This is a genomic window from Chondrinema litorale, from assembly GCF_026250525.1.
Taxonomy (GTDB): Bacteria; Bacteroidota; Bacteroidia; order Cytophagales; family Flammeovirgaceae; genus Chondrinema; species Chondrinema litorale.
Map to the genome: position 1 here is coordinate 4,205,790 of NZ_CP111043.1, position 24,748 is coordinate 4,230,537.

The following is a 24,748-nucleotide window of genomic DNA, read 5'->3' on the forward strand; positions in this document are numbered from 1 at the left end:
TTACATGCACAAATTTTTAATTTTTTCTCTTATCTGTCTGAGTAGTTTTAATGTATTTGCCAGTTCAGATAACCCCTATTTTTTTCCAAACGATACTTCTAAAACGATAGACATTGCGCAAAAAAAGCAATTGCTAGAAATGGCTGTAGACAGTTTGGCAAGAATCGTAATAGATTCGGGAGCAGCTCCCGGTTTTCAGGTTTTTGTTTCTTGGAAAGATCATACACTTTTAAACAAAGCTTATGGTTACCAGACTTACGAAGAAAAACAAAAAGTAAGTCTAGATGATGTATACGATCTGGCATCTGTTACTAAAATAGCAGCTTCTACAGTTGCATTAATGAAGTTACATAGCGAAGGTTTAATTGATTTAGATAAAAAGCTAAGCGATTATTGGACAGATTTTAAAAAGACAAATAAAGAAGATATCACATTAAGAGAAGCACTTTCTCACTATGCTAAATTGCAGCCTTATATAGTTTATTGGGCTAAAGCCGTAAAGAAAAATGGCAAATTTAAATGGTCTACTTTTAAGCCAGATTCTTCTAAAAGGTTTAATGTAAAAGTGGCAAATGGTTTATACCTCCACAAAAATTACAGAAAGAAAATCTACAAAGCGATTAAAAAATCTGCTCTTCTTCCAGAGAAAAGTTATGTGTATTCAGGTTTGTCTTTTCTACTATATCCGCAAATAGTTAAGAATCTCACAGGTAAAGATTTTGATGTTTTTCTGAACGATGAAATTTACAGCAAGCTTGGTTTAACTCATCTAGGTTTTAACCCCGAAAACTTCATCAGTATGGATCATATAGTACCTACTGAATACGATAGTTTGTTTAGAAAAAAGCAAGTTCGTGGAACAGTGCACGATGAAGCTGCTGGCATGTTTGGTGGTGTTTCCGGCAACGCAGGTTTATTCGCTAATGCATCAGACTTGGGTAAGCTCATGCAGATGTTAGAAAACAAAGGTATTTTCGAAGGGCAAGAGTTATTAGATAGTGCCACAGTAAACGAATTTACCTCTTATCAATATCCAGAAGACTCAGTAAGGCGAGGTTTAGGTTTTGATAAACCCATGTTTACCAATAAAGAAAAAGGTTATGTGGCACCATCTGCCAGTGAGCAAAGCTTCGGGCATTCCGGCTTTACAGGTACATTTACTTGGGCAGATCCTGCTTCCGATTTGGTGGTAGTATTTTTATCGAACAGAGTATATCCAACAAGAGCCAATCGAAAAATATATCAATTGGGCATATACAGAAATTTTAGTCAGTTGGTGTACGATACATTAGAACTTAATTTAAACTCCAAAACTCAATAATTTAAATAATGACAAAAAAGATAGCTATTTACTTACTGCTGGCTTTGGCAGTGTCGTGTTCTTCTAAACCTGAAGAAAAAGCAGAAACTACAGAAACAACTTCTGAAACACAGCCTGAAGAAACTCCTTCATCAGAATACACTTCTATTTTTAATGGTGAAAATCTAGATGGATGGAAAATCTACGGAACAGAAAAATGGTATGTAGAAGACGGTTTGTTGGTTTGTGAGAGTGGCCCAGATGCACAATATGGATATTTAGGCACTGAGAAAAACTACAAAAACTTCGAATTAAAACTTCAGTTCTTACAAGAAGCAGATGGTAATAGCGGTGTTTTTTTTAGATCAAGTATCGAAGGAACAAAAATTTCTGGTTGGCAGGTAGAAGTTGCGCCTCCAAACCACGATACTGGTGGAGTTTATGAGTCTTATGGTAGAGGTTGGTTAGTGCAAATTGATGACGAAGAGGAAAAATACCTAAAGATGGGAGAGTGGAACGAACTAAAAATAAGAGTAGAAGGTAGCCAGGTCACTACCTGGCTAAATGGTCATCAAATGGTAGATTTCTCCGACGAGAAAATTGGTGAAGCTAATGGTTGCATAGCTTTACAAATTCACGATGGAGGTGGCATAAAAGTAAAATGGCAAAATATAGAAGTTAAAGAAATCTAAACTGTTTAGACAAGTTCAGATTTTTCAGATTTCTTCTGAAATGTAATGGGAATAAACTCATCTGTTGGCATGCCAATATGGGTTAATTCCCATTTTTCGTCGTAATCAGATACAATTCTTTTAATACACTCTACTCTGTCTGTGGTGTTCTCTAATCCACAGTCTTCCCACTTAAATATCTCCACTTTGTAGTTATAGCTGGTTTTAACCCCATTAATTTTTACATCTACTTCAATTTCATGTTCGCCGGGGATGTTAGGAATTTCTATAGCAATGGATCTCATAGGTAAATGTGTTTATATATGTTTTAATTTTATGTGAAAAGAGTTTTGGAAATTGGAATTCTATAAATCTGTAATTTTTTTTGTATTACTAATTACTTGTTATTTAGATTACAACTTCAATACCATTTAATAAAATGTTCATATTCAGTAAGATATGATGTTTTTTGATCTGTGTTTTGCCCGCTCACGGACAAATTTGTCCGTTCTGGTACATTTATAAATTTAACTTTAAACAATGAGATATAACTAAAGGTACTCTAGTTTTAAGTTTAAAAATTTTACACGAACAAAATCCAATTTTTTTAATTGATAACCATTGAGAAATAAATAAGTATCGTAATTTTTTCAACTATAAACCCAAAATGATGAAAATAAGCAGCAATTATGCAATTGCTATCATGTTTATTTGTTCCATTTTTTTCTCTCATCTTTCTTTTGCACAGGAACAGTTCACAATTAGTGGATACATTAAAGATGCCGCAACTGGTGAAACATTAATTGGTGCAACAGTTTACATAGAAGAAACAGGAAATGGCGCAGTATCAAATGTCTACGGCTTTTATTCAATCTCTTTACCTCCCGGAGAGTATTCGGTTTCTTACAGATTTGTTGGTTATAACAATGAGTCAAAAGAAATTAATCTGACCGAAAATGTTAAAATAGATGTGGAACTTGGTGAGTCAGACGAAACACTTGAAGAGATAGTAATTACTGGCGAAGCAGAAGATGAAAATGTGAGCAGTCTTGAAATGAGTGTAAATAAACTTGATATTAAGACTATTCAAAAAATACCAAGTTTACTTGGCGAGGCAGATTTAATTAGAAGTATTCAGCTTTTACCGGGTGTAAGTACTGTAGGAGAAGGAGCTTCTGGGTTTAATGTACGTGGTGGTGGAGTAGGACAAAACCTGGTTTTGTTAGACGAGGCTCCAGTTTACAATTCTTCTCACTTGCTCGGTTTCTTTTCGGTATTTAATCCAGATGCTGTAAAAGATGTTAAATTGATAAAAGGTGGAATTCCTGCTCAGTATGGTGGCCGTTTGTCTTCCATTTTAGATGTGAGAATGAAAGAAGGGAATTACAAAAGACTTTCTGCTTCTGGTGGTATAGGTACAATCTTTAGCCGCCTAACTTTAGAAGGGCCGATTGTAAAAGACAAAGGTTCTTTTGTAATTGCTGGTAGAAGATCATACGCAGATGTTTTGGCAAAGCCATTTATTTCAAGTACTTCTTTTTCAGATGCTAAGCTCTATTTCTACGATCTTACCATGAAAGGTAATTACACCATTGATGATAAGAACAGGATTTTTCTTTCTGGTTATTTAGGTAGAGATGTTTTTAAGTTTGATGGCGAACAAGGTTTCTCTTGGGGTAACACCACTACCACACTTAGATGGAATCACCTCTTTAATGATAGATTGTTCTCTAATGTTACCCTATTTTATAGCAATTACGATTATGAGCTAAAATTCGGTGAAGATGATGATGTGTTTGAATGGAATTCTAAAATTATCAATTACAGTGTTAAACCGGAATTCACTTACTATATCAATACAAAAAACGAATTGACATTTGGAGGCCAAATGATTCTATTCGACTTTGAGCCTGCTGAAACGTCAGCCATTTCGGCTGGGGAATACACCGAAATAGCACTCGATAATAAATATGCGCTAGAGTCAGCAGTTTATCTGGCAAACCAACAAACCATCAACTCAAAATTAAGTCTGCAATATGGCATAAGACTATCTATGTTTAATTACATGGGGCCGGGTTCAGCATATGAATATAACAATCCTGAGCCGGGAACCAGAAAATCAGTAGTCTCATCAGAAGAATATGATCGCTGGGAGTCTATTAAAAGATACATTAATCCTGAAGCAAGATTTAACCTAAAGTATCAGCTCAATAAAGAATCTTCGATTAAGGCGAGTTATAACCGCATGGTTCAGTACATTCATTTAGTTTCGAATACGACAGCTTCTAACCCACTAGATGTTTGGACACCGAGTACCAACAACATTAAGCCACAAAAAGCCGATCAAGTAGCTTTGGGTTATTTCAGAAACTTTAAAGAAAATGCCTATGAGGCTTCGGTAGAAGTTTACTATAAAAAAATCTACGACATAGTCGATTATATAGATGGTGCTGATTTATTAATTAACCGCTATCTCGAAGGAGATTTGTTAGCAGGAGAGGGCAGAGCTTTTGGTGCAGAATTCTATCTCAAGAAAACCACTGGAAAGTTTAATGGATGGATTAGTTATACACTATCAAGATCAGAAAGACAGGTAGAGGGTATAAACAGAGGAGCATGGTATCCTAATCGATTCGATCAGTTACATAATTTAAGTGTGGTTGCCTTTTATGATTTTAGCAAACGTGTAACTTTATCTGCCAACTTTGCTTACAACAGTGGTACACCTGCTACCTTCCCAAATAGTAAATTAATTGTTCAGGGTTATGTAGTGCCACATAGTAATAATTATGCGCGTAATAATGTACGTATTCCAGATTATCACCGATTGGATTTTTCACTAACCTTAAATGCCAAAGAGAAACCAAATCGTAAAAACGATTCTTACTGGGTGTTTTCTCTTTATAATGTTTACAATAGAAAAAATCCTTTTTCCATCTATTTTAATCAAACAGACGATCGCATAAACCCACAAACACAAGCATTTAAAGTGGCGATTTTTGGATCAGTTATTCCTGCTGTGTCTTATAATTTTAAGTTTTAGAATCATGAAAAAACTGACTATATTTTTTAATATAATTGCTTTAATAGGATTGATGTTTTTCATTCAATCTTGCGAAACGGAGATAACTCCTGCACTAGATACTTATGAGCCTATTATTACAATTGATGCTTGGCTAACCAGTATGCCGGGCGAACAAACTATCTATATTAGCCAAACAGCTGCTTATTTTGATGAGAGTGATTTCCCGACAGTGAGTGGGGCACAAGTAAGTGTGGTAGATAATATTGGGAATACTTTTGTTTTTGAGGAGACTGAGTCTGGTACATATGTTTGGGGTAGCGATACCACCGAAACTTCTTTTGTACAAACTAACAAAGTTTTTCAGTTAGAGATTATCCGCGATGGAGTTGTCTATACGGCAAGTTCTGAAGCCAGAAGAAGTCCAGAGATAGATTCTATTGTTGTGGAAAAAAGAGAAGAAGAACTAGGTTTGCCAGAAGGTTATTATGCTCAATTTTATGCTAGAGACTTTTCTGGCTCTGGTGATACATATTGGATTAAAGCTTACAAAAACGGTCAGTACCTCAATAAACCTTCTGAAATAAACATTGCATATGATGCTGCATTTAGTGCTGGTGGTAATTTTGATGGTTCAGTATTTATAAGCCCTATAAGAGAAGGAATTAATCCATACGACGAAGATGAGGATGAAGATATTATATCGCCTTATACTCCCGGAGATAGCATAAGAGTAGAAGTGTGGTCTGTTACAGAAGACGCTTTTTATTTCTTAAGTGATATAGCTGAGCTTACCAATAGAGAAGGTGGAGTGGGAGCTTTATTTGCTTCTCCAATTTATAATACCAAATCTAATATTCGTGTAAATGGAGAATCGAGCGAAGCAGTAACAGGCTACTTTTCGACTTCAGTTGTAAATAGTTTGGAGGCTTTGGTTGAAGAAGAACAGTAATTATGGGTGAAAGTCGTGATCATCCTTCACGACTTTCTTTAGTAAAAAGAGAGGGATTGAAAAAATCATCCGAAAAACCCTGTTGAGAGCAGTAGGTATCCAATAATAAATACTGCTCCCATCATTATCGCTAGTGATATAATCGGTTCATATTCTTTTGGTAAAGCTGGATCAATTCCCATATCATCTCTTTCAATTAGCTTTATATTTTTTTTGTTTCTTGTATTTTCAGTCTTAGTTTCCATAGGACATATCTGATTTAGATGAACAGTAAATAGTTAGTAAAAAAACCAGTATTGCAGTTGATTCTTTTTGTAATTTGTTCAATGAGTTTAGAGGAAGATTGCTAATAAGATAGCTTCAGCACAAGACCATAAAGCAATTGTGAACAAAAGTTAATAATAAAAAAATTAAATATCTAATTCTAGTTACTAAATCATTTGATTTGTACCATCAATTAGTAGAAAAGTGCAAGTAATTTAGTTTTTTTGAGGTAAGATTGGCGTGATATTTAAATAACAAATATATAAAAAAATAGCCTTGTAAATACTGTAGAATATTTACAAGGCTATTTAATGTTAAGAGAATTAATTTTTTATGATTCTGGACTTGGTATAGTGTCTTTGTATTTATCCCAATTATCGGTTATTTCTATAACTACTTTGCTGCCCACTCTCCATGCCGCTTCTAATGCAGGTATAAAAGCTGAATATCCAACTTCTCCATCTAACTTCTCTCCACTTAAACTTTGTGCCGCATCTATACCTTCGTGTTGCATGGTAAAATTACTACCTGTTCTTAATACCAACATTCTTTTTGAATCTACTTTTCCAGCCTTTTCTAAGAACTTAAGAGATTGCATACTTCCAGTGTCTTCCATAGCAGAAGTTACAAAGTTACCTTTTCCAGCTGTCCAGTAAGCCACCCATTTGTTAGCCCATTTGTTCATTAATTTGCCATGCCAGTAAGTAGATGCAGCCAGTTGGTCGCCAATCATTACTTTAGGAGGTGTTAAAGCATTAGGAAAGTTAGCATATTGCTCCCGCATTTTTTTAATGTCTTCATTATCAACTAGCTCTGTATTTTTTGTGAGTTGATAAGCCCATTGCACAAGACCTTTATCCAGTTTATATACTTCCCCTTCATTTGGGTCTTTTAGTGGCAATTCATAAGGCACTTTTTTTCTTAAAGGTAGGTAGCCTGTTTCCCAATCAGCTGGAATTTCTCTGGCGTCTATTTCATGAGAAAGATCACCATCTACTAAATATTGCGCCCAAGCAGCAGAACCTGTTGACGCATCTTCAGGGTCAATACCGGCAATACCGGCAACCATAAAATAAGCTTTGGTTAAATCGAACCTATCATCCATACCTAAAGCCATAATAGATGCAGTTGCTCTTGCTATGCCCATTCCTGTACAAATTCCTAGAATACCTTTTTCTCTATTGAGTCTCAGGTCTTTATATCCTTGTGGGAATGAGATGGTTTCATTAAGAGGTAATCTTTCTACCCAGTATTGAAACTCTCCTGGTTTATCACCTGTTGGCTCACCTTGTTCAAAAAGAGTAATTACAACCATTTTAATTTCTATAGGATGTTCTTTTTCTTCTTGACTCACTTCTTGCTGTGGTGTGCAGCATGTTATAAAAAGTATTGCTGTAGAGATAGCAAATAGTGAAATTAGTCTTATTGTTTTCAATTTTTGAGTCTGATTAATTATTTAAAAATCGATTAAAATGTTTTTAGAGAGTGGTATTTACATACTTAATCCAGCTAGCCCATTGCTTATCTAGATACTCTCTAGAAGATTGTTTATCATAAGAGTTGAGGCTGCTATAATCTATGCTATTATAAACCAGTTTCTTTAAAGATCGAACATCTAGTCCCCAAGCAAGAAAAATTGCCCAGTAATCTGGTGTTACACCAACATAATCAAATACTCCTGGGTCATCTGGACTAATAGAAATCTGTATACCTTGGTTCATATAATATACCGCCGGATGTATTCGCAAATCTCTTAGATAGTCTAAAATTTGATTGCTAAGTGGATTTACTTCAATACAAACTTGTTGTTCTTTTATCATTTTTTGTAGCGTAGGAAACCTGAAAAGGTTAAAACCATGCCCAATTCTTTTGCTTGAAAGTATTACAGCATCATAAAGATTTTTATTATCTGGCCAATCGCTTTCTCCATCGTGGAGGTAAAGTGGCAAATCGATTCCATATTTTTTCTCCATTTCTTCCATTTGCACCCAGTTGTTTAGAAAGAACAGCGTTGTATTGCCAGCATCTTCTTCGGCTACCAAATCGAAACCAGAAATTAATTCAGGGTATTTTTTTCTTAATTGATAAGCTTTGTCTATTTCTTTTAAAACTGATGCTTCATTAAAAAACCTGAGAGATGTGTAAATGAGTTTGATACTGAAGTTTGGATTTTCCTCTTTAAATTCTTCTTCTAGTTCTTTCCAAAATATTAAAACTTCTTCTTCTTTTACTAGGTCACCCTTAGCTTCTTTGCCAGTTAAATCGTAAAGGTGGGCTTTAGGTATTACTCTAAGTTCAAGATGATGAACACCGTCATCTATCATATTTTGAATACCTTGTCTGTAGAACTTTTTAAACATGGGTTTATAAGAATAAAAGCCACCAACTCGCTTAAAAGATTTTTCAAATTCTACCCAAGTTTTAAAATCTACATCGTATGCAGAAACATCGAAAGTGAGTAAATCGAATAATTCTTCTTTAAACTGAGGTATTTCCTTATTTAATTTCGATGCAAGCTTAAATCCAGTAGGTTCTTTTCCATCTTTAAAGAAGCGTATCTGCCCTTTAATATATTCTTTTGTGTCATCAGCCCAATAAACATAACAATGTTCTTCCAATACTGCTTGATCTGCAATCCATTTAAAATCTTGCATTGTTACCGGGTGCAAATGATGAATACCACCCTTTGGCATTGCTTTTAGAATTTCGAAAAGCTTAGACTTATACATATCATCTCGCCAATCGTAAAAAACATGTGCAGGAGGAAAGTAATTGGCTTTTTTGAAATCAGCCATCATTTCAGCTTTAAAAGCCATCAGTTTTTCATTTGCAGCCATTTCATCAGTAGATAATTCGATAGCGGCATCGAATGAAATTAAGCTGTCAGACTTTAATAATTTATCCCTTTCTGATAGGTAACTTTCTCTGGTTAGGCGCTGAGCAGAAACAGTGAAATAAGGAATTAAAAATATGGAGATTAATAGTAAAAATCTGCTATAGATCATGCTAATGGTTTAGTAATAACTCTGTTCAGAAACAAAAACTTGTTGGCAATAAACATTGAAAAACAGGCTTTGTGTTAATTTTTAAGTGGTTTTGTTAAGGTCGGAATTGAAAAAATTACTGTTATTTTTCTCTTATCTGCAATTATAATTAATAGGCAAATTTATAAAATAAAAATTGAGTATAAATATCTGAAGTCTTTATTGTGTTTTGGAGTGAAAATGAAATTTTACAAGTATCAAAAGCCTTTAAAAAGCGTTGAGCAAGTGATTTTTTTCAAATTTTTTTTCTATGCAAGATCAGATTATTTTCAGAATATTTTTAGTTAAAGGTTTAATCCTAGGCGCAATGTTCGGTTCTTTTGCATACTTTTTAAGAGGCTATGCATATGGTGCTACAATCATGTTGGCGCAAGTAATGTTTCAAGCTGTTAATCTTTACGTTTTCCCTCAGTTAAAAAGAAGAAATATTTTACATATCCTATATGGAGCAGGTTTACTAGTTGGTATACTCGCTTTTGTTGGAGTTTTCTATCTTTTTATGAAATTTGGAACACTGCAAATAATCTAATTTACAAAAACACTTTTGTGTAGACATATTTTACAGACTCAATCAATACTCGTTTTACTTCATTAGTAGATTTCCACCAGTTTTCGTCTGGAGTAAATGGACTTTTTAATGAGATAATACCTACAGGAATATTTTCTTTGATGTTTTTTTGAAAGAGTACCCAGCTTCTACGTGAGTGGGTACCTAATGAAATCACATTTATACCAGATAGAGATGCTTTTCCAGCATAGCTAGATAACCAGTCTCCAAATGCTATAGCACTGTTAGATGTTCTGTTTATATCCATCTCATCAGTAGGGATTGCTACGATTTTATCTGCGGGGATTCCTCTTTTCTGTAAAATTAATGCTGCTTCGTCTGCTACAGTAGCAAAGTTGGCTGAGTAAATGTCATCACCACCTCTTTTGCCTCTGTCGTAAATTACATTTTCACTTCTAGGTAAATATTTAGTTCCGTTTATTGCAATGTCATTTACTATTAGGTCTCTGTCTTCCTCATTTGTTTTGCCATCGTTAGGAAACCATATAGCTACATTGTAAATAGTATCTGTTGCAAATTCGAAACTGTAAGTCTTTAAGTCTTCACTCGTTTCAGTTTCAAAAGCCAAACTATCGTTTATATAGAATTTCATATCAGCAAACTTTCCATCAACAGGTGTACCCATTGCATTCACATCTATAGAAAACTTGCTTTGATTGGCTATAAGGGGGGCATTTTGAAAGTTGAAAATCAAATAACCGCTAAAAGGCATTCTAAATTCAGGAGTTAAAGGAACTCCAGTTGTAGCTATTAATTTATAATTAGTACTATTGAATTCTTCAATTGCTTTATCTAAAGATTCAGGCGGTAACCATCCCTCAACAACCAATACATCTGCTTTTACTGGGTGTGAATCACTTAGAAAATTGTAGATATTTAAAAAATAGATTACTAATAGAATAATGATAAGAGGTATCCAAAGTAATTTTTTCACTTTTTTTTGTATTAATTTGATGTTATATTTAGTTTAAAATAACTATAATTTAAACAGCTGTGATCATTAACTTTGCGTGTTTATCAATGTAAAATTATTGAATATTAGCTCAAATGCAGTATTTCGTTATGATTTATAAAGAAAAAGTGCTATTTGATGTATAAGGTGGGAGGGCATTGGTAAATGTAAGATTCAATTATTTAAATTAAGAGTGTCAAATAGGATGCACAATGATTACGATTAAGTATATCCGCAATATTTCTATATTATTTTTTCTATTCCTTTCTCTAGTAGTTTTAGGACAAGGCTCTCAACGATTTCATTCAGTTTTACAAAATGAAATCTTGAACGACGACTTGTTACAAATTACGGTAGTGGCAGAAAACTTTCTTCAAAAAAACAACCCAGACTCAGCGCTGTATTTTGCTTCTCAGGCAATTGAGAAGGAACAAGGAGAAGTGCCATCGGAAATGCGTACTAGAAACTTGCTTACTACGGCGAGAGCTTATGAAATGAAAGGACAGCGTGGTTCAAGTTTAAAATATTATTTACGGAGTGTAAAAGAGATTGAAGGCATTAGCGATGAAGCTCTATTGGCAGATGTATATGTTGAAATCGGGCATTTATACAGAGATTGGGATTCGTCTTCTAAAGCATTAGAATACCTGATGTTTGCAGACGAAAGATATAAGTTAAATGGCAATGTAGAAGCTCGTTTGGTTATCTTGGAGGAAATTAGCAACATTTATGAAGATGAAGGCAATTATGAAAAACTGATAGATAATGGATTTCAACTTGCTTCTTTGTACGATACTTTAGGCGATTGGGAAAATCAGATTAAAGTGTTGAAAAGAAACACAGATGCCTATCGCAAACTCAAGCTTTATGAAGATGCGCTTCAAAACCATATTTCCATCTTAAACATTGGGAAAGACGCTGAAAATGCAATTGAAATAGGTTATGCATTAAATGAGATTGGTTACATCTACAAAGACTTAGAAAACTACAATAAATCTTTAGGTTACTTTTTACAATTCCTCATTTTATGTAAAGAGCTTAAAATGGATAATCACCATTTTGAGAAATATTCTGAAGCACTACTTACTGTTGGAGAAATTTACCAACAACTGGGCGATAAAGGTGAAGAGGTTAACTATAACCATGCTTTAAACTCTTATGATAAAAAGCTTCAAGTGAGTTTAAAAGCGAATGATGATGAAGGTATCGCTCGAACTTACAATCAAATGTCTTTGATTTATAGAAAATTAAAAGAGTCGAATGCTGCTATTAAATATGGTAAACTAGCCTTGGATTTAGCTTTGGAGTTGCAAAATAAGCCAGTTTTACTTGAGAGTTATAACAATTTGTATTTGGCGTATCAGCAAAGAAATAGAGATAAGCAGACAATCTACTACTATAAGCTTTACAGCAATGTAAAAGAGAGTCTTCTTAATGATAAGATTGACAGACAAAAAGAATTGCTTGAAAGAGAAGCCGCAGAAAATAGAAAACAGTTTATTATCAATAAAACTGAACAGATGATTGTGGGTGAGGAGTTGGATACACTTAATGTGAGAAAACTGCAATTAGAAGCTGAGAAAAAAACAAAAGACCTTGAGCTTTTGCTAATTGATAAAGAACTAAAAGAAACAGAGCTTAAAAATGAGCAATTAAAAAGAGAGAAGGCTTTACAAGAATTAATGCTGATGCAAAATCAGTTTGAAGATGAGCGTAAAGCCAAAGAAATTACACTTTTAAGAAAAGATGCTGAGATTAAAGCATATGTTTTAAAGCAAAAAGAACTTGAAGAAATTGATAGGTTGCAAGATATTGCGATGTTGGAAAAAGATCAGGTTCTAAAAGAATTAGAAATTAGTAAACAGGAAACAATCAACAAATATTCTATTGCAGGAATAACCCTCATTACAATTATTCTATGTTTAATTCTGTACACTTATTCTCAAACTAGAAAGGCAAATAAGAAGCTTGCTTATCAGAAATCTCATATCCAGAGCCAAGCACAAACGCTAGAAAAAGCTTATAAAAACCTTGAACTATTAAGTAAAATAGGACAGGATATAACGGCTTCACTTACTGTAAAAAGGATAACTGAAACAGCCTATTCAAAAGTAAATAAGCTAATGGATGCCTCTGTTTTCGGAATCGGAATATACAATAATGAGTCTTATAGTCTAGATTTTCCTATTATTTTGGAAAATGGAGTAGAGCTCGAAAATATACGTTTCCAAAGGGATGAGGTTTGCTTAGCTAACTTATGTTTTAAAGAGCGACGAGAACTGTTAATTAGTGATTTTCAGGAAGAGTATGCGAAGTTTTTGCCGGGAGACGTACCGCCACCAAAAGCTGGAAAAAGAAATGCGCAATCCATCATTTATATTCCGCTAAAAATTAAAGAAAAATGTGTGGGTGTTTTAACAGTTCAGTGTTTTTCTATAGATGCTTATTCAGCTTATCACATCAATATTCTTCGGAACATGGCAATTTACATACAGATTGCACTAGAAAATTCTAATGCGTATAGACAAATTGCAGATAAGTCTAAAACATTACGTATTGCTAATGACAATATAAAGCATCAAAAAGATCTGATTGAGGAAAAGAATAAGGAGTTGCTTTCATTAAATAATGAAAAAAATCACTTAATTGGAATTGTTGCACATGACTTGAGAAATCCATTAGCCATTGCTATTAGTCTTACTGAGTTTATTAAGCAAGATAAGTCCAACCTCACCACTGAACAACTAGAAGGTTTAAACATTACTAATCGTTCTTTAGAAAGGATGAACGATATGATTAGGCGTATTTTGGATGTGAAAGCAGTCGAAGCAAAAACAGTGAACCTGCATTTAGAGAAAGTTGATGTGAGTCAGGTGATTAAACAGATAATAGACAATTTCACAGAACAACTTGAGAAGAAGGATATACAGCTAGAATTTGAACTACATTCTGAGGCTCCATTTGCTAAATTAGATTATTCATATTGCTTGCAGGTTTTTGAGAATCTGATTTCTAATGCGATTAAGTTTTCTCCAAGAAGTAAAAAAATTAAAGTAGTAGTAAATGATGCTAAAGAAAACCTACAGATAAAAGTGTCTGATCAGGGACCGGGTATTCTCGAAGAAGATTTCCCGAAGTTATTTGGTAAATATCAAAGGCTTTCTGCAAGACCAACAGCAGGTGAAATGTCTACTGGTTTAGGTTTATCTATTGTGAAAAAATATGTGGAAGTAATGGAAGGAAAAGTTTGGTGTGAAAGTGAGGTAGGGAAAGGAGCTGATTTTATTGTTGAATTCAAAAGGATACAATTATTGGTAGCTTAAGTCATTAAAATCTGTATTTCTAAAAAAATTATCTTATTTTGGATAATACAACGATTATTTTGAACAATGGTCTCAAGCATCAAACAACTAACAATAACTATTTTAATCTTCTTTACATTAACTGTACAGGCCCAACCTGTAGAGAAGCTGAACTATTTATTTGAGAACTTTCAATCTAAAAATAATTTTAGCGGTAATGTTTATGTATCAGTAAATGGCAAGGCTTTGTATAATAAAAGTACTGGCATTGCTAATCACGAATTTAGTATTTCTGTTGATGAAGATACGAGGTTTGATATTGCATCAATTAGCAAACAGTTTACAGCTGCTTTAATTCTTAAATATTGGGAAGATGGCCTCATTGATCTAGATGCGCCAATAAGTGAATACCTGCCTTATTACAGAAGTGATATTGGAAAGTTCGTTACTGTAAGTCAATTGTTAACCCATCAATCAGGAATACCAAACTATACAAGTTTACCGGGAGTCTGGATTGATTCACTGAGAAATCACTATTCTTTTAAATATCTTATTCAGCATTTTTGTAGTGGGAATCTGGAGTTTGAGCCTGGTTCTAAATTCAGCTACAATAATTCCGGATATGTTCTTTTAGCAGGCATAATAGAAGAAATAAGCGGTAGGTCTTTCGAGAATGAAATCCAAGAAAAAATACTTAATAAATTAGGGCTGGAAAATACAGGTATAAGTAGTCGTGAGCAAATTATATCTAACAAAGCTTATGGTTATGATGTGCTCTTTGATGAATGGCAAAATGCCAATTATACGTATATGCCAAACCTGAATGGGGCAGGGAGCATGTACTCTACAGTAAAAGACCTAACAAAGTGGACTTTGGCTTTACATAATGGAAAAGTATTATCTAAAAAAGCTTATGAGCTGATGTTTCAACCATATGCTGTAGATAATGATTGGATTCCACCTTACAAAAATGCTTATGGTTATGGAATAGGAATGCTAAATACTCGCAAAATTATTCCAGAAGAGTTAGACGGATGGAATATGTATTTCCATTCGGGACATATTTCAGGATTTAGCTCATTTTTAGCGTATTACCCAGAAGATCAGAAAATTGTAGTCTTACTTAGTAATACCGATGGGATAAGAACTGTAAATATGAACGATCTCACTATTTCGATGATAGAAGCTATAGAAGAGTTTAGTGAAGTAAGCTCAGGGAAGTGAATTTAATTTCAAGTCCCCAGCTTATTGTGAATGAGTGAGACTTAGATGAACTAGTTAAAAATTATACTAATACACTGTCTTTTTTCTTAATCTCGTCTGGCCAGCATACACCAGGAGGTAAATCGATTTTTGGTGGTAAATCACTTTGATCAAAATCTCCTCCATCATTACCGCCACCTCTTTTCTTGTTGTCTTCTTTAATTGCTTTTATTATCACCAAAACAACAGTGGTGAAAGAAAGCATAAAAACAAATATGTAATCAATTGGCATGGTTGAAACTTGTTATGTATATGATTCTCGCTTATGACAATTCATTAAACAAAGGAATTGAATTTTATTGCCCTTCATTTTGAGATTGAATGTAATATTACAAAAGCATGAATAGCTTTTTTGTTTTCAAAATGCACTGCAAAAATCTCATTCCACTTTTTTTAGAATTATTCTAATTAGAAAATATTATTTTGAGTGAGTTACTTTTTAAACCATGGATAAATAAAAAAGGCGCTTTTTTAATCAAAAAGCGCCTTTTTAGGATTAAGTGTAATTATCTTATTAAAACCCCATCCGCTTCAAATGCAAGTGTGTTTTCTGGGTTTTCAATAGATGCAATCTCTTCTTCACTTTTTCCTGCATCTTTTGCATAATGTTGTAAATCTGCAACACTTACTTCTTTTTTAGATGCAACACCATGTATTACAACTTCTTTTCCAACAATATCTTTAGGCATAAATAAAGCATAGTCTTTAAAAGTTACTCTCATTTGATCACCATCGGGCTTAGTAATCGTCATCCAGCATCCTTTTGCTTTACAAACATCGCTTACTTTACCTGCAACTACCACATCTGCCACGCTGTCTACACTCATTACTTTTGTTTCTAATGAATTAAGATCAACTACAGATGCAATGTCTACTTCGTCGCCGAAAACAGTATGTTTTTGTTCGCTTTGCTTACTGCATGAGAAAATTAATAATGCAGAAATAAAAACTAATGAGTATTTAACCATTTTTATCTTCTTTAAGGTGTTTTAAAAAATTTCACTAGCAATTTGTTTTACCGAACCAGATTTACCCATTGAATAATAGTGTAAACAAGGTACTCCAAATTTAACCAATTCTTTGGATTGTTGTGTACACCATTCAACTCCTACTTGTCTTACTTCTTGGTTTGTTTTACATTTTTCAACTGCAGTAAATAAATCTTGCGGAATATCGATATGAAAAATGCTAGGTAAGATTGTAAGCTGCTTTTTGTTTGTGAGTGGTTTTAAACCCGGAATAATTGGAACTGTAATTCCAATGTCTCTACATTTTTTTACAAATTCAAAATATTTTTGATTGTCAAAAAACATTTGAGTTACAATATAATGAGCGCCTAAATCAATTTTTCTCTTTAGGTATTTTAAATCTACATCCAGATTAGGTGCTTCAAAGTGTTTTTCTGGGTAGCCAGCTACTCCAATACAAAAATCGGTAGTATTAGGATTTATAATTTCTTCTCCCAGATATTTACCTGCATTCATATCTACTACCTGCTTAATCAATCCATCTGCATATTCATGACCATTAGGATCCGGTACAAACCTTCCCTCAGATTTTATTGAATCTCCTCTAAGTAAGAGTACATTTTGTATGTTTAGGAAGTTAAGATCGAAAAGTGCATTTTCTGTGTCCTTTTTATTAAAACCACCACAAATCAAATGCGGAACTGTATCTACGTGATATCTGTTCATTAAAGCAGCACAGATTCCCACAGTACCAGGCCTTTTTTTAGTAGTAATTTTTTCTAATAAACCATTTTCTCTAGACTTATAAACATACTCTTCTCTATGATAGGTTACATCAATAAAAGCAGGCTTAAACTCCATAAGAGGATCAATTGCCTCAAAAAAAGTATTAATATTTTGACCTTTTAAAGGAGGTAAAATTTCAAACGAAAACAGCGTTTTATCTGATTTTTCTATCCACTCAGTAACTTTCACTTATATATATGTGATTAGTTTAAAAAATTTAAAATTTTGTGCAATAATAATAAATCAGAAATTCATTGATCTACTATTAATTAATTATTCACCTATAACGATGTAAGTTCCATAGAGATTTTTAAGATTAGTAGTAATTTATGAATTACTGTTCAGTTTTTGCTGAATAAATATTTTTATGAATTTTTTAAAGAATTCAATTTTTTAATGATAACAAGTGAAGAGGCTATGAAAACTTGGTTAGTTCTAGCAGTTTTATTTTTTGGAAGTCAATATGCTTTTTCTGAGGAAATTGTTTTGACAGGATACTATTACGGTACAAATCTATATGTACAAAACCCCAAAATTGGAGATGATCAGTATTGTATTTCAAGAATTTTAGTAAATGACAAAGAGATTTCTCCTATACCTAAAAACTCCTCTTTTGATATTGATATGGCTTTTGTAGCGAATGCAGCACCAGTTGAAATTCGTATAATTCATAGTGGCGAGTGCAAACCTGATATTTTGAACGAAGGTGTGATAAAGAAAAGAGAAAGTTTTTCTTTTGTTGGACTTGATATTGGAGAAAGCTACATAAAATGGCAAGCAAGAGGTGAGCGGGTTTATGGTAAATATTTTATTAGAAGGTTTGAAAAAAATAATTGGCTTACTATACACGCAATCGACTGTAACGGGAGTGATGGTGTGCAGCAATATCAATATGATGTAAGACACTTTTCAGGAGATAATAAGTATCAGGTTAAGTATTTAGATAGCTCCGGGAGGTCATTTACTTCTGATGATTTAGAATTTAGTGCAGTACTCACGCCAGTTGCATTCTCACCAGAGAAAGTGAAGAAAGAAATTAACTTTTCTCGCAAAACTCAATATAGAATTATGGATATAAGTGGGAAAGTAATTTTACAAGGTTATGCAGACTTGGTAGATTGTGCAAATCTGCAAAGTGGCGTTTATTATGTTGCTTTTGAAGATCAGATAAGACAGTTTACAAAAAAATGATTATTGCCATAAATTTGTAATAATATTCTGTCTTTATTGCCTGTCATAATACTTTTTATTACTTTGGTAGCTGTTTCTTGTAAGCTAAAAATTAAATTTTTGTAACAGATGGATATATTGATTTACCTGGGTTTAGGCTTAGTATTATTCTTTGTCTTCCTTTATTTTGTACCGGTGAATCTGTGGATTACTGCGATATTCTCAGGGGTAAATGTGGGTTTGTTCCAATTGGTTTTTATGAGAGTGAGAAGGGTGCCACCTCGAATTATTGTAGAATCTCTTATAAACTCAACTAAGGCAGGTTTACATTTAACTACAGCCGATTTGGAGACACACTATCTTGCAGGAGGACATGTGCCTTCGGTGATTAAGGCATTAATTTCTGCCGACAAAGCAAATATTGAACTCTCCTTTAAACAAGCAGCAGCTATTGACCTTGCAGGTAGAGATGTGTTTGAAGCTGTTCAAACATCTGTAAATCCACAAGTTATTAATACACCTGTTGTTGCTGCAGTTGCACAAGATGGTATTCAGTTAAAAGCGCAGGCAAGGGTTACAGTAAGAGCTAATATTGCTCAATTAGTTGGTGGTGCTGGTGAAGAAACTATTCTAGCAAGGGTAGGCGAAGGTATTGTAACTTCTATTGGTTCTGCGAGATCGCACAAAGACGTGTTAGAAAATCCAGACTCTATCTCTAAACTGGTTTTAGAAAAAGGCTTAGATTCTGGAACTGCTTTTGAAATTTTATCTATTGATATTGCTGATATTGATGTTGGAGAAAACATTGGTGCAAAACTTCAAATAGACCAAGCAAATGCCGACTTAAAAGTTGCAGAAGCTAAGGCAGAAGAAAGAAGAGCAATGGCGGTTGCAGTTGAGCAAGAGATGAAAGCAAAATCTCAGGCTGCTCGTGCTAAAGTAATTGAAGCAGAATCTGAAATACCTATGGCAATTGCTGAGGCATTTAAACTAGGTAAGCTAGGTATAATGGATTATTACAAACTAGAAAATATTAAAGCTGATACAGATATGCGTGAATCTATTGCAGGAACTGATGATGTGCATCAGGCTTCTGGCAAAAGAGACGACGATGATGATTAAATAATATCTTTCAGTATAAAAAAGGACTGTGAAAACAGTCCTTTTTTTATATCTGTTGCAAAGCATCATCTATGCTAAATACAGGTAGTTGACAACTTTTATTCCTGCATACATAAATTGTCGTTTTTCCATCAATCGCTTTTCTATTTTGTAGTAAAGGCAGTTGGGATGTTTCTTCACATGCGTTGATGATGGCATTTGGCAAAAACACTTCTCTTAATTGCATACTAAATTGCTGATGTTCTTTACCGATAATCGCAATCTCTACAGGGGCTTCTAAAAACTTCAAATAGAGCTGAGCCCAGTTTGCCAGATATCGAGGTTCACTTTCTACTAAAGGGGCAATTTTATTAAGCATATTCTTCGCTGTGTCAAGCAAATTCTCATTTTCTAGAATATGTCCTAGTTTAAAAAGGTTATGAGCCATTATTGAGTTTGATGACGGAATTACACTATCAAACAATTCTTTTTTTCTAGCAATTAATTGTTCTCCTTGTTTGTCTGAAAAAAAGAAAAGTTGTTCCTCTTCATCATAAAAATTGTCTAAAGAATAAGTTGTGAGTTTTACGGCTTCGGTAAGATAGCTTTCGTCAAAAGTAATGTCGTACAAACTCAAATTTGCCTGAATAATGCTTGCATAATCTTCTAAATAAGCTCTTATGGTAGCTTTGTTGTTTTTGTAATTATGGAAAAGATATTCGTCTTTTTTCAAATTAGCATTAATAAACGCCAAGCTATCTATGGCTTGTTGTTTATATTTTTCTATGCTAAAAGCTTTATAAGCATCTGCCAGTGCAGTAATCATTAATCCATTCCAAGAAGTTAGAATCTTGTCATCTAGTCCGGGGCGAACCCTTTCTTTTCTGGCTTCGAATAGAATGCTTTTCCAATGTTTAATCTTACTTTGAGCGGTACTTAAATCAATTCCATGTTTAGTTGCAAACTCTTCTACTGAGCTTTTTCTGTAAAGAATATTGACTTCATCTTCCCAGTTGCCATCCATTTTTACACTGTAAAAGTCTTCTAGCAATTCAATATCATTCCCTAAAAGTTTTACTAAATCCATGTATTTCCAAGTATAGAATTTACCTTCTACACCCTCGCTATCGGCATCTAGTGCTGAATAAAAACCACCTTCTTCACTCTTTAATTCTCTTAATACAAATTCAATACTTTCTTCAACTACTTCTTTATAAAGAGAATTAGCATTTTGCTGATAAGCTTTGCTATATAAACTGATGAGTTGCGCGTTGTCGTAAAGCATTTTCTCAAAATGAGGTGCAAACCATTCTCCATCGACTGAATAGCGAGCAAAACCTCCACCGACTTGGTCGTAAATACCACCATAAGCCATTTTGGATAAGGTATTATTTAAATGCCTAGTACTTGCTTCATCTTTAAAGAAATAAGAATAACTAAGAAAAAAGTCATACAATACAGGCATAGGGAATTTTGGTGCACCTGTTTCTCCTCCAAATTTCTCATCTGCTTTTGCAAGCAATTTTGCCTGAGCAGCTTTAATGTTTTCTGCTTTAAACTCGCTTTCTGCTTCACCTAATCTATAGGTTTCTGAAAGATTTCTATTTAGTGAATCAGCAAAACCATTGGCAGATTTATCTAATTCGGCTCTTTGTTCTCTAAATGCAGCGGCAATTTGCAGTAAAGTATTTGCCCAGCGTTGTGGCGGAAAATAAGTGCCTCCATAAAAAGGTTTTGCACTCGGCATTAAAAACATATTTAATGGCCAGCCACCTTGTACACCCATATTTTGCAATGCATCCATGTAGATTTGGTCTACATCTGGTCTTTCTTCGCGATCGACCTTTATGCATACAAAATCTCTGTTCATTATCGCTGCTATTTCTTCATGTTCAAAAGATTCTCTTTCCATCACATGGCACCAATGGCAAGCAGAGTAGCCAATACTTACAATAATTGGTTTATCCTCATTAATTGCTTTATCCAAAGCTTCTTTACCCCACGGATACCAATCTACCGGATTGTAAGCGTGTTGAAGTAAATAGGGACTACTTTCTTTTATTAACTTATTGGGAACTCTGTTTTCTTGTTCAGTCACAATGCAATTGTTTTTAATTCTGATTATTTTGGTCTGATATTTTGCTCAGACAATAGCTTCACATGCCTAACATAAGAATAATTTATTACTCCGTTCAGTTCATCTGTATCTTTTTTCCTGTTGTGTTATTTGCTCAATTTAAAAATGTGAAAATTGATGCAGCCAGAGGTACAATTGGTCCTTGCGAACCGAGTATTGCTATTAATCCATTAAATCCTAAAGAAATAGTAGTAGGGGCAGTTTTGGAGAAAGTTTACTATTCTTCAGATGGTGGAGAAGAATGGGCAGAACAGAACTTAACATCTGAATATGGAATTTGGGGCGACCCTTGCATTGTGGCAGATCATCAAGGCAATTTTTATTATTTCCATTTGTCGAACCCAGATGAAAATGGATGGTTTAGTGAGAATTTGTTAGATAGAATCGTTTGCCAAAAATCTGTAGATGGAGGAAAAACTTGGAACAATGGTTCATTTACAGGTATGGCTCATCCTAAAGACCAAGACAAAGAATGGGCAACTGCTAATCATTTAAATAATGAGCTATATGTTACTTGGACACAGTTTGATGCTTACAATAGTTTTGAGTCGGGTGATAGTACAAATATTCTTTTTTCTAAGTCTGACGATTTTGGCGAAACTTGGAGCGAGCCGCTAAGAATTAATCAGATGGCTGGTAATTGTTTAGATGATGATTTTGCCGTTGAAGGAGCTGTGCCAGCAGTAGGAGTGGATGGCGAAATTTATGTTTCTTGGAGTAGAGGTAATGAAATCTATTTAGATTATTCTACAGATGGTGGAGAAACTTGGCAAGCAAATGACAAGGTAATTGCCAAACAGAAAGCTGGATGGAACTTTGATATTCCCGGAATAGGCAGAGCTAATGGGATGCCTGTAATCCATTGTGATATTACTGAAAAAAGTGAGTTTTACGGAAGGGTTTATGTGAATTATGCAGACCAAAATACTGATGGTTCAGATACAGATATCTGGTTGATTTATTCAGATGATAAAGGTGAATCTTGGTCTGATCCTATTAGAGTAAACAACGATAATACCAACCAACACCAGTTTTTCCAATGGATGGATGTTGATCCTGTTACTGGTTATGTATATGTTGTCTTTTATGATAGAAGAAACTATACAGACAATCAAACAGATGTGTATCTAGCTTATTCTAAAGATGGTGGAGCGCATTTCGAAAATATCAAAATAAGTGACAGCCCATTTAATCCTCAGACGGATATATTTTTTGGTGATTACAATAACATTTGTGTTTACAATGGCATTGTAAGACCTGTTTGGACCAGATTGGAAGACAGGGTTCTCAGTATCTGGACTGCACTTATCGATTTTAGCGAATAATTATTTCTTTTTCCCTTCGCAATCGTCTTTTTGGCAACTGCCATAAAAGTGTAAAGAATGATCTTCAATATTAAATTGATAAAATTCTTCCACCATTTGCTGTATTTTTTGAATACGAGGATCGCAAAACTCCATAATCTTGTTGCAATCTTTACAGATTAAGTGGTCGTGCTGCTTGAAACTGTGAGATTTCTCATATAGCGCCAAATTTTTTCCAAACTGGTGTTTGGTTACCAATTTACAATCTAGCAAGAGATCAAGAGTGTTATAAACTGTTGCACGGCTTACTCTGTAGTTTTTGTTTTTCATGTTGATGTAAAGAGACTCTACATCAAAGTGTCCACCACGCTCATAAATTTCCTCTAATATAGCAAAGCGTTCAGGAGTTTTCCTTAAGCTTTTGGTTTCAAGGTATTCTACAAATTGTTGTTTTATGTTGTCAAAATTCTGAAGTGTTCCTCTGGCTTCCATAAAAATCTTTAATGAATCTATCGTTTTTCTCCCAACAAAAAATATGGCTTTAAAATTCTCTTTATGAACATTTGAAGTAAATGCTCCACCTATTAATTGAGACCTATCAGCCAAAAATTATGATTTTATTTTAGATTTACAATTCTGAATCATCTCTAAAGCAATAGAATTAATAATATTTACCGATTCAGAAATAAAAATAATTGAAATGGATACGATAAAAATAGGGATTATTAATGTTTCTGACAGGGCAAGTGCAGGTATTTACGAAGATATTCCGGGTAAAGCGATAGTAGAAACTTTAAATGATTACCTTACTTCATCTTGGGAAAAAGTTTATAAAGTAGTTCCAGACGAGCAGCACCTCATTTCGCAAACCATGATAGAAATGGCAGATAAAGAGGGTTGTTGTCTTATTGTTACCTCTGGTGGAACCGGTCCTGCCAAAAGAGACGTTACTCCAGAGGCCACAGAAGCGGTATGTCAGAAAATGCTTCCGGGTTTTGGTGAGCTAATGCGACAAGAAAGTCTTAAATTTGTACCAACAGCTATACTATCTAGGCAAACTGCCGGTATAAGAAATAATACATTAATTATAAATTTACCAGGCAAGCCAAAAGCAATTAGAGAATGTTTGGATGCAGTTTTTCCAGCAGTTCCATATTGCATCGATTTAATCGACGGGCCATATCTGGAATGTAATGAAGCTGTAATTAAACCTTTTAGACCAAAATCGAATTAGCATTAAAGGTTTAAACTAATTTTTAATAAAATTAAGAATACGAATGAATTCTTACAGGATGAATGTACTGCTATTCATCTGGTAAATCAGCATATTTATGAAAAGACAGGCGGAAGCAAAAATACCTACCGATGAGGGACACTTCGTGATGATTGGTTACGCTGATCAACCAAACGATTACATTCCACACTTTGCCTTTGTAAGTGATAAAACAGATTATACAAAACCGGTTTATGTGAGAATTCACTCAGAATGTATAACTGGTGATATTCTTGGTTCTCATCGCTGCGATTGTGGCGATCAGTTAAAAGAATCGATGAGAATTGTTGGGAAAGAAGGTGGAGTAGTTATTTACTTAAGGCAAGAAGGCCGAGGCATAGGCATATTAAATAAACTTAGAGCTTATGTTTTGCAAGATCAAGGTTTTGATACTGCCGAAGCAAATGAGAAACTCGGGCTCGAAGTAGATAAAAGAGATTTCTCTGTAGCAATAGAAATATTGGAAGATCTTGGTATTAAATCTGTGAAATTGCTTACAAATAATCCAGAGAAGGTAAAGGCAATAGAGGCAAGTAGTATAGAGGTGCACGAGCGAATTCCTCTAATTATCGAGCCAAACGAAGATAATTTACGCTACCTTACTACCAAAAAAGATGTGATGGGGCATTTTCTAGATTTCCATAATACCAAACACAAGCATTAAGCAATAC

The 24,748-nt window shown here is 34.1% G+C and carries 22 protein-coding genes; 12 read left to right on the forward strand and 10 right to left on the reverse strand.

Annotation, left to right across the window (positions count from 1 at the left end; genetic code table 11):
• Positions 1 to 4: 4 nt before the first annotated feature.
• Entirely contained in the window at positions 5 to 1,321 is a 1,317-nt protein-coding gene (locus OQ292_RS17385; protein WP_284683414.1) for a serine hydrolase domain-containing protein, read from the forward strand.
• 8 nt (positions 1,322 to 1,329) lie between these two features.
• The gene (locus OQ292_RS17390) at positions 1,330 to 1,992 is read left to right on the forward strand and encodes a 3-keto-disaccharide hydrolase (protein WP_284683415.1); all 663 of its coding nucleotides are present in this window, start codon (positions 1,330 to 1,332) and stop codon (positions 1,990 to 1,992) included.
• A gap of 5 nt (positions 1,993 to 1,997) precedes the next feature.
• Here OQ292_RS17390 and OQ292_RS17395 read toward each other — a convergent pair whose 3' ends face one another.
• Complete coding sequence (locus OQ292_RS17395; RefSeq protein ID WP_284683416.1) at positions 1,998 to 2,276, reverse strand: hypothetical protein; 279 nt, start codon at positions 2,274 to 2,276, stop codon at positions 1,998 to 2,000.
• 365 nt (positions 2,277 to 2,641) lie between these two features.
• Here OQ292_RS17395 and OQ292_RS17400 point away from each other — a divergent pair, with 365 nt between their 5' ends.
• A complete protein-coding gene (locus OQ292_RS17400; protein ID WP_431733772.1) occupies positions 2,642 to 5,014 on the forward strand; it encodes a TonB-dependent receptor in 2,373 nt (790 codons plus the stop codon).
• Between the two features lie 4 nt (positions 5,015 to 5,018).
• Positions 5,019 to 5,945, forward strand: a complete 927-nt coding sequence (locus OQ292_RS17405; RefSeq protein ID WP_284683418.1) for a DUF4249 domain-containing protein — start codon at positions 5,019 to 5,021, stop codon at positions 5,943 to 5,945.
• A gap of 65 nt (positions 5,946 to 6,010) precedes the next feature.
• Here the strand turns inward: OQ292_RS17405 and OQ292_RS17410 are convergent, their stop codons facing one another.
• The 3 genes from OQ292_RS17410 to OQ292_RS17420 form a co-directional block, all read right to left on the reverse strand.
• Positions 6,011 to 6,190, reverse strand: coding sequence for a hypothetical protein (locus OQ292_RS17410; protein WP_284683419.1), 180 nt, complete (start codon positions 6,188 to 6,190; stop codon positions 6,011 to 6,013).
• 350 nt (positions 6,191 to 6,540) lie between these two features.
• Positions 6,541 to 7,644: a purine nucleoside permease gene (locus OQ292_RS17415; protein WP_284683420.1), complete on the reverse strand. Its 1,104-nt coding sequence runs from the start codon at positions 7,642 to 7,644 to the stop codon at positions 6,541 to 6,543.
• A 43-nt stretch (positions 7,645 to 7,687) separates the two neighbouring features.
• Positions 7,688 to 9,214, reverse strand: coding sequence for a hypothetical protein (locus OQ292_RS17420; protein WP_284683421.1), 1,527 nt, complete (start codon positions 9,212 to 9,214; stop codon positions 7,688 to 7,690).
• 289 nt (positions 9,215 to 9,503) lie between these two features.
• Between OQ292_RS17420 and OQ292_RS17425 the strand changes: the two genes are divergently transcribed.
• The gene (locus OQ292_RS17425; RefSeq protein ID WP_284683422.1) at positions 9,504 to 9,782 is read left to right on the forward strand and encodes a hypothetical protein; all 279 of its coding nucleotides are present in this window, start codon (positions 9,504 to 9,506) and stop codon (positions 9,780 to 9,782) included.
• Position 9,783: 1 nt separating this feature from the next.
• Here OQ292_RS17425 and OQ292_RS17430 read toward each other — a convergent pair whose 3' ends face one another.
• Positions 9,784 to 10,755: a carbohydrate-binding domain-containing protein gene (locus tag OQ292_RS17430; RefSeq protein WP_284683423.1), complete on the reverse strand. Its 972-nt coding sequence runs from the start codon at positions 10,753 to 10,755 to the stop codon at positions 9,784 to 9,786.
• Positions 10,756 to 10,985: 230 nt separating this feature from the next.
• Here OQ292_RS17430 and OQ292_RS17435 point away from each other — a divergent pair, with 230 nt between their 5' ends.
• The gene (locus OQ292_RS17435; RefSeq protein ID WP_284683424.1) at positions 10,986 to 14,096 is read left to right on the forward strand and encodes an ATP-binding protein; all 3,111 of its coding nucleotides are present in this window, start codon (positions 10,986 to 10,988) and stop codon (positions 14,094 to 14,096) included.
• Between the two features lie 66 nt (positions 14,097 to 14,162).
• On the forward strand, positions 14,163 to 15,299 hold the full coding sequence (locus tag OQ292_RS17440; RefSeq protein WP_284683425.1) for a serine hydrolase domain-containing protein: 1,137 nt from the start codon (positions 14,163 to 14,165) through the stop codon (positions 15,297 to 15,299).
• 61 nt (positions 15,300 to 15,360) lie between these two features.
• Here OQ292_RS17440 and OQ292_RS17445 read toward each other — a convergent pair whose 3' ends face one another.
• The 3 genes from OQ292_RS17445 to metF all read right to left on the reverse strand — a co-directional run bounded on the left by OQ292_RS17445 (position 15,361) and on the right by metF (position 17,281).
• Positions 15,361 to 15,570, reverse strand: a complete 210-nt coding sequence (locus OQ292_RS17445) for a hypothetical protein (RefSeq protein WP_284683426.1) — start codon at positions 15,568 to 15,570, stop codon at positions 15,361 to 15,363.
• Between the two features lie 274 nt (positions 15,571 to 15,844).
• Positions 15,845 to 16,306, reverse strand: a complete 462-nt coding sequence (locus OQ292_RS17450; RefSeq protein ID WP_284683427.1) for a DUF4920 domain-containing protein — start codon at positions 16,304 to 16,306, stop codon at positions 15,845 to 15,847.
• A 21-nt stretch (positions 16,307 to 16,327) separates the two neighbouring features.
• Entirely contained in the window at positions 16,328 to 17,281 is a 954-nt protein-coding gene (gene metF / locus OQ292_RS17455) for a methylenetetrahydrofolate reductase [NAD(P)H] (protein WP_284683428.1), read from the reverse strand.
• A gap of 228 nt (positions 17,282 to 17,509) precedes the next feature.
• Here metF and OQ292_RS17460 point away from each other — a divergent pair, with 228 nt between their 5' ends.
• Positions 17,510 to 18,283, forward strand: a complete 774-nt coding sequence (locus tag OQ292_RS17460) for a T9SS type A sorting domain-containing protein (RefSeq protein WP_284683429.1) — start codon at positions 17,510 to 17,512, stop codon at positions 18,281 to 18,283.
• A gap of 108 nt (positions 18,284 to 18,391) precedes the next feature.
• On the forward strand, positions 18,392 to 19,384 hold the full coding sequence (gene floA, locus OQ292_RS17465; protein WP_284683430.1) for a flotillin-like protein FloA: 993 nt from the start codon (positions 18,392 to 18,394) through the stop codon (positions 19,382 to 19,384).
• A gap of 46 nt (positions 19,385 to 19,430) precedes the next feature.
• Here floA and OQ292_RS17470 read toward each other — a convergent pair whose 3' ends face one another.
• Positions 19,431 to 21,461 carry a thioredoxin domain-containing protein gene (locus tag OQ292_RS17470; protein WP_284683431.1) on the reverse strand — a complete coding sequence of 677 codons (2,031 nt, stop codon included), beginning with the start codon at positions 21,459 to 21,461 and terminating at the stop codon, positions 19,431 to 19,433.
• Between the two features lie 62 nt (positions 21,462 to 21,523).
• Between OQ292_RS17470 and OQ292_RS17475 the strand changes: the two genes are divergently transcribed.
• On the forward strand, positions 21,524 to 22,825 hold the full coding sequence (locus OQ292_RS17475) for a sialidase family protein (RefSeq protein WP_284683432.1): 1,302 nt from the start codon (positions 21,524 to 21,526) through the stop codon (positions 22,823 to 22,825).
• On the opposite strand, the gene OQ292_RS17480 is transcribed toward OQ292_RS17475, so the two are convergent.
• Positions 22,826 to 23,296, reverse strand: coding sequence for a Fur family transcriptional regulator (locus OQ292_RS17480; protein ID WP_284686017.1), 471 nt, complete (start codon positions 23,294 to 23,296; stop codon positions 22,826 to 22,828). It abuts the gene before it with no gap.
• Positions 23,297 to 23,504: 208 nt separating this feature from the next.
• Between OQ292_RS17480 and mog the strand changes: the two genes are divergently transcribed.
• Positions 23,505 to 24,038 (forward strand): molybdopterin adenylyltransferase, encoded by a 534-nt coding sequence (gene mog, locus OQ292_RS17485; protein ID WP_284683433.1) that lies wholly within the window; start codon positions 23,505 to 23,507, stop codon positions 24,036 to 24,038.
• Positions 24,039 to 24,135: 97 nt separating this feature from the next.
• Positions 24,136 to 24,741 carry a GTP cyclohydrolase II gene (gene ribA, locus OQ292_RS17490; protein ID WP_284683434.1) on the forward strand — a complete coding sequence of 202 codons (606 nt, stop codon included), beginning with the start codon at positions 24,136 to 24,138 and terminating at the stop codon, positions 24,739 to 24,741.
• Positions 24,742 to 24,748: the final 7 nt, after the last annotated feature.

What these genes read in the sequence shown, in the direction of transcription:
- OQ292_RS17405 (WP_284683418.1), top strand. Translation starts at nt 5,019, where the DNA reads ATGAAAAAACTGACTATATTTTTTAATATAATTGCTTTAATAGGATTG.
- OQ292_RS17480 (WP_284686017.1), bottom strand. Translation starts at nt 23,296, where the DNA reads ATGGAAGCCAGAGGAACACTTCAGAATTTTGACAACATAAAACAACAA.
- OQ292_RS17420 (WP_284683421.1), bottom strand. Translation starts at nt 9,214, where the DNA reads ATGATCTATAGCAGATTTTTACTATTAATCTCCATATTTTTAATTCCT.
- OQ292_RS17445 (WP_284683426.1), bottom strand. Translation starts at nt 15,570, where the DNA reads ATGCCAATTGATTACATATTTGTTTTTATGCTTTCTTTCACCACTGTT.
- OQ292_RS17390 (WP_284683415.1), top strand. Translation starts at nt 1,330, where the DNA reads ATGACAAAAAAGATAGCTATTTACTTACTGCTGGCTTTGGCAGTGTCG.
- OQ292_RS17435 (WP_284683424.1), top strand. Translation starts at nt 10,986, where the DNA reads ATGATTACGATTAAGTATATCCGCAATATTTCTATATTATTTTTTCTA.
- OQ292_RS17425 (WP_284683422.1), top strand. Translation starts at nt 9,504, where the DNA reads ATGCAAGATCAGATTATTTTCAGAATATTTTTAGTTAAAGGTTTAATC.
- OQ292_RS17440 (WP_284683425.1), top strand. Translation starts at nt 14,163, where the DNA reads ATGGTCTCAAGCATCAAACAACTAACAATAACTATTTTAATCTTCTTT.
- OQ292_RS17400 (WP_431733772.1), top strand. Translation starts at nt 2,642, where the DNA reads ATGAAAATAAGCAGCAATTATGCAATTGCTATCATGTTTATTTGTTCC.
- floA (WP_284683430.1), top strand. Translation starts at nt 18,392, where the DNA reads ATGGATATATTGATTTACCTGGGTTTAGGCTTAGTATTATTCTTTGTC.
- mog (WP_284683433.1), top strand. Translation starts at nt 23,505, where the DNA reads ATGGATACGATAAAAATAGGGATTATTAATGTTTCTGACAGGGCAAGT.
- OQ292_RS17460 (WP_284683429.1), top strand. Translation starts at nt 17,510, where the DNA reads ATGAAAACTTGGTTAGTTCTAGCAGTTTTATTTTTTGGAAGTCAATAT.
- ribA (WP_284683434.1), top strand. Translation starts at nt 24,136, where the DNA reads ATGAAAAGACAGGCGGAAGCAAAAATACCTACCGATGAGGGACACTTC.
- OQ292_RS17395 (WP_284683416.1), bottom strand. Translation starts at nt 2,276, where the DNA reads ATGAGATCCATTGCTATAGAAATTCCTAACATCCCCGGCGAACATGAA.
- OQ292_RS17385 (WP_284683414.1), top strand. Translation starts at nt 5, where the DNA reads ATGCACAAATTTTTAATTTTTTCTCTTATCTGTCTGAGTAGTTTTAAT.
- OQ292_RS17450 (WP_284683427.1), bottom strand. Translation starts at nt 16,306, where the DNA reads ATGGTTAAATACTCATTAGTTTTTATTTCTGCATTATTAATTTTCTCA.
- OQ292_RS17410 (WP_284683419.1), bottom strand. Translation starts at nt 6,190, where the DNA reads ATGGAAACTAAGACTGAAAATACAAGAAACAAAAAAAATATAAAGCTA.
- OQ292_RS17475 (WP_284683432.1), top strand. Translation starts at nt 21,524, where the DNA reads ATGCCTAACATAAGAATAATTTATTACTCCGTTCAGTTCATCTGTATC.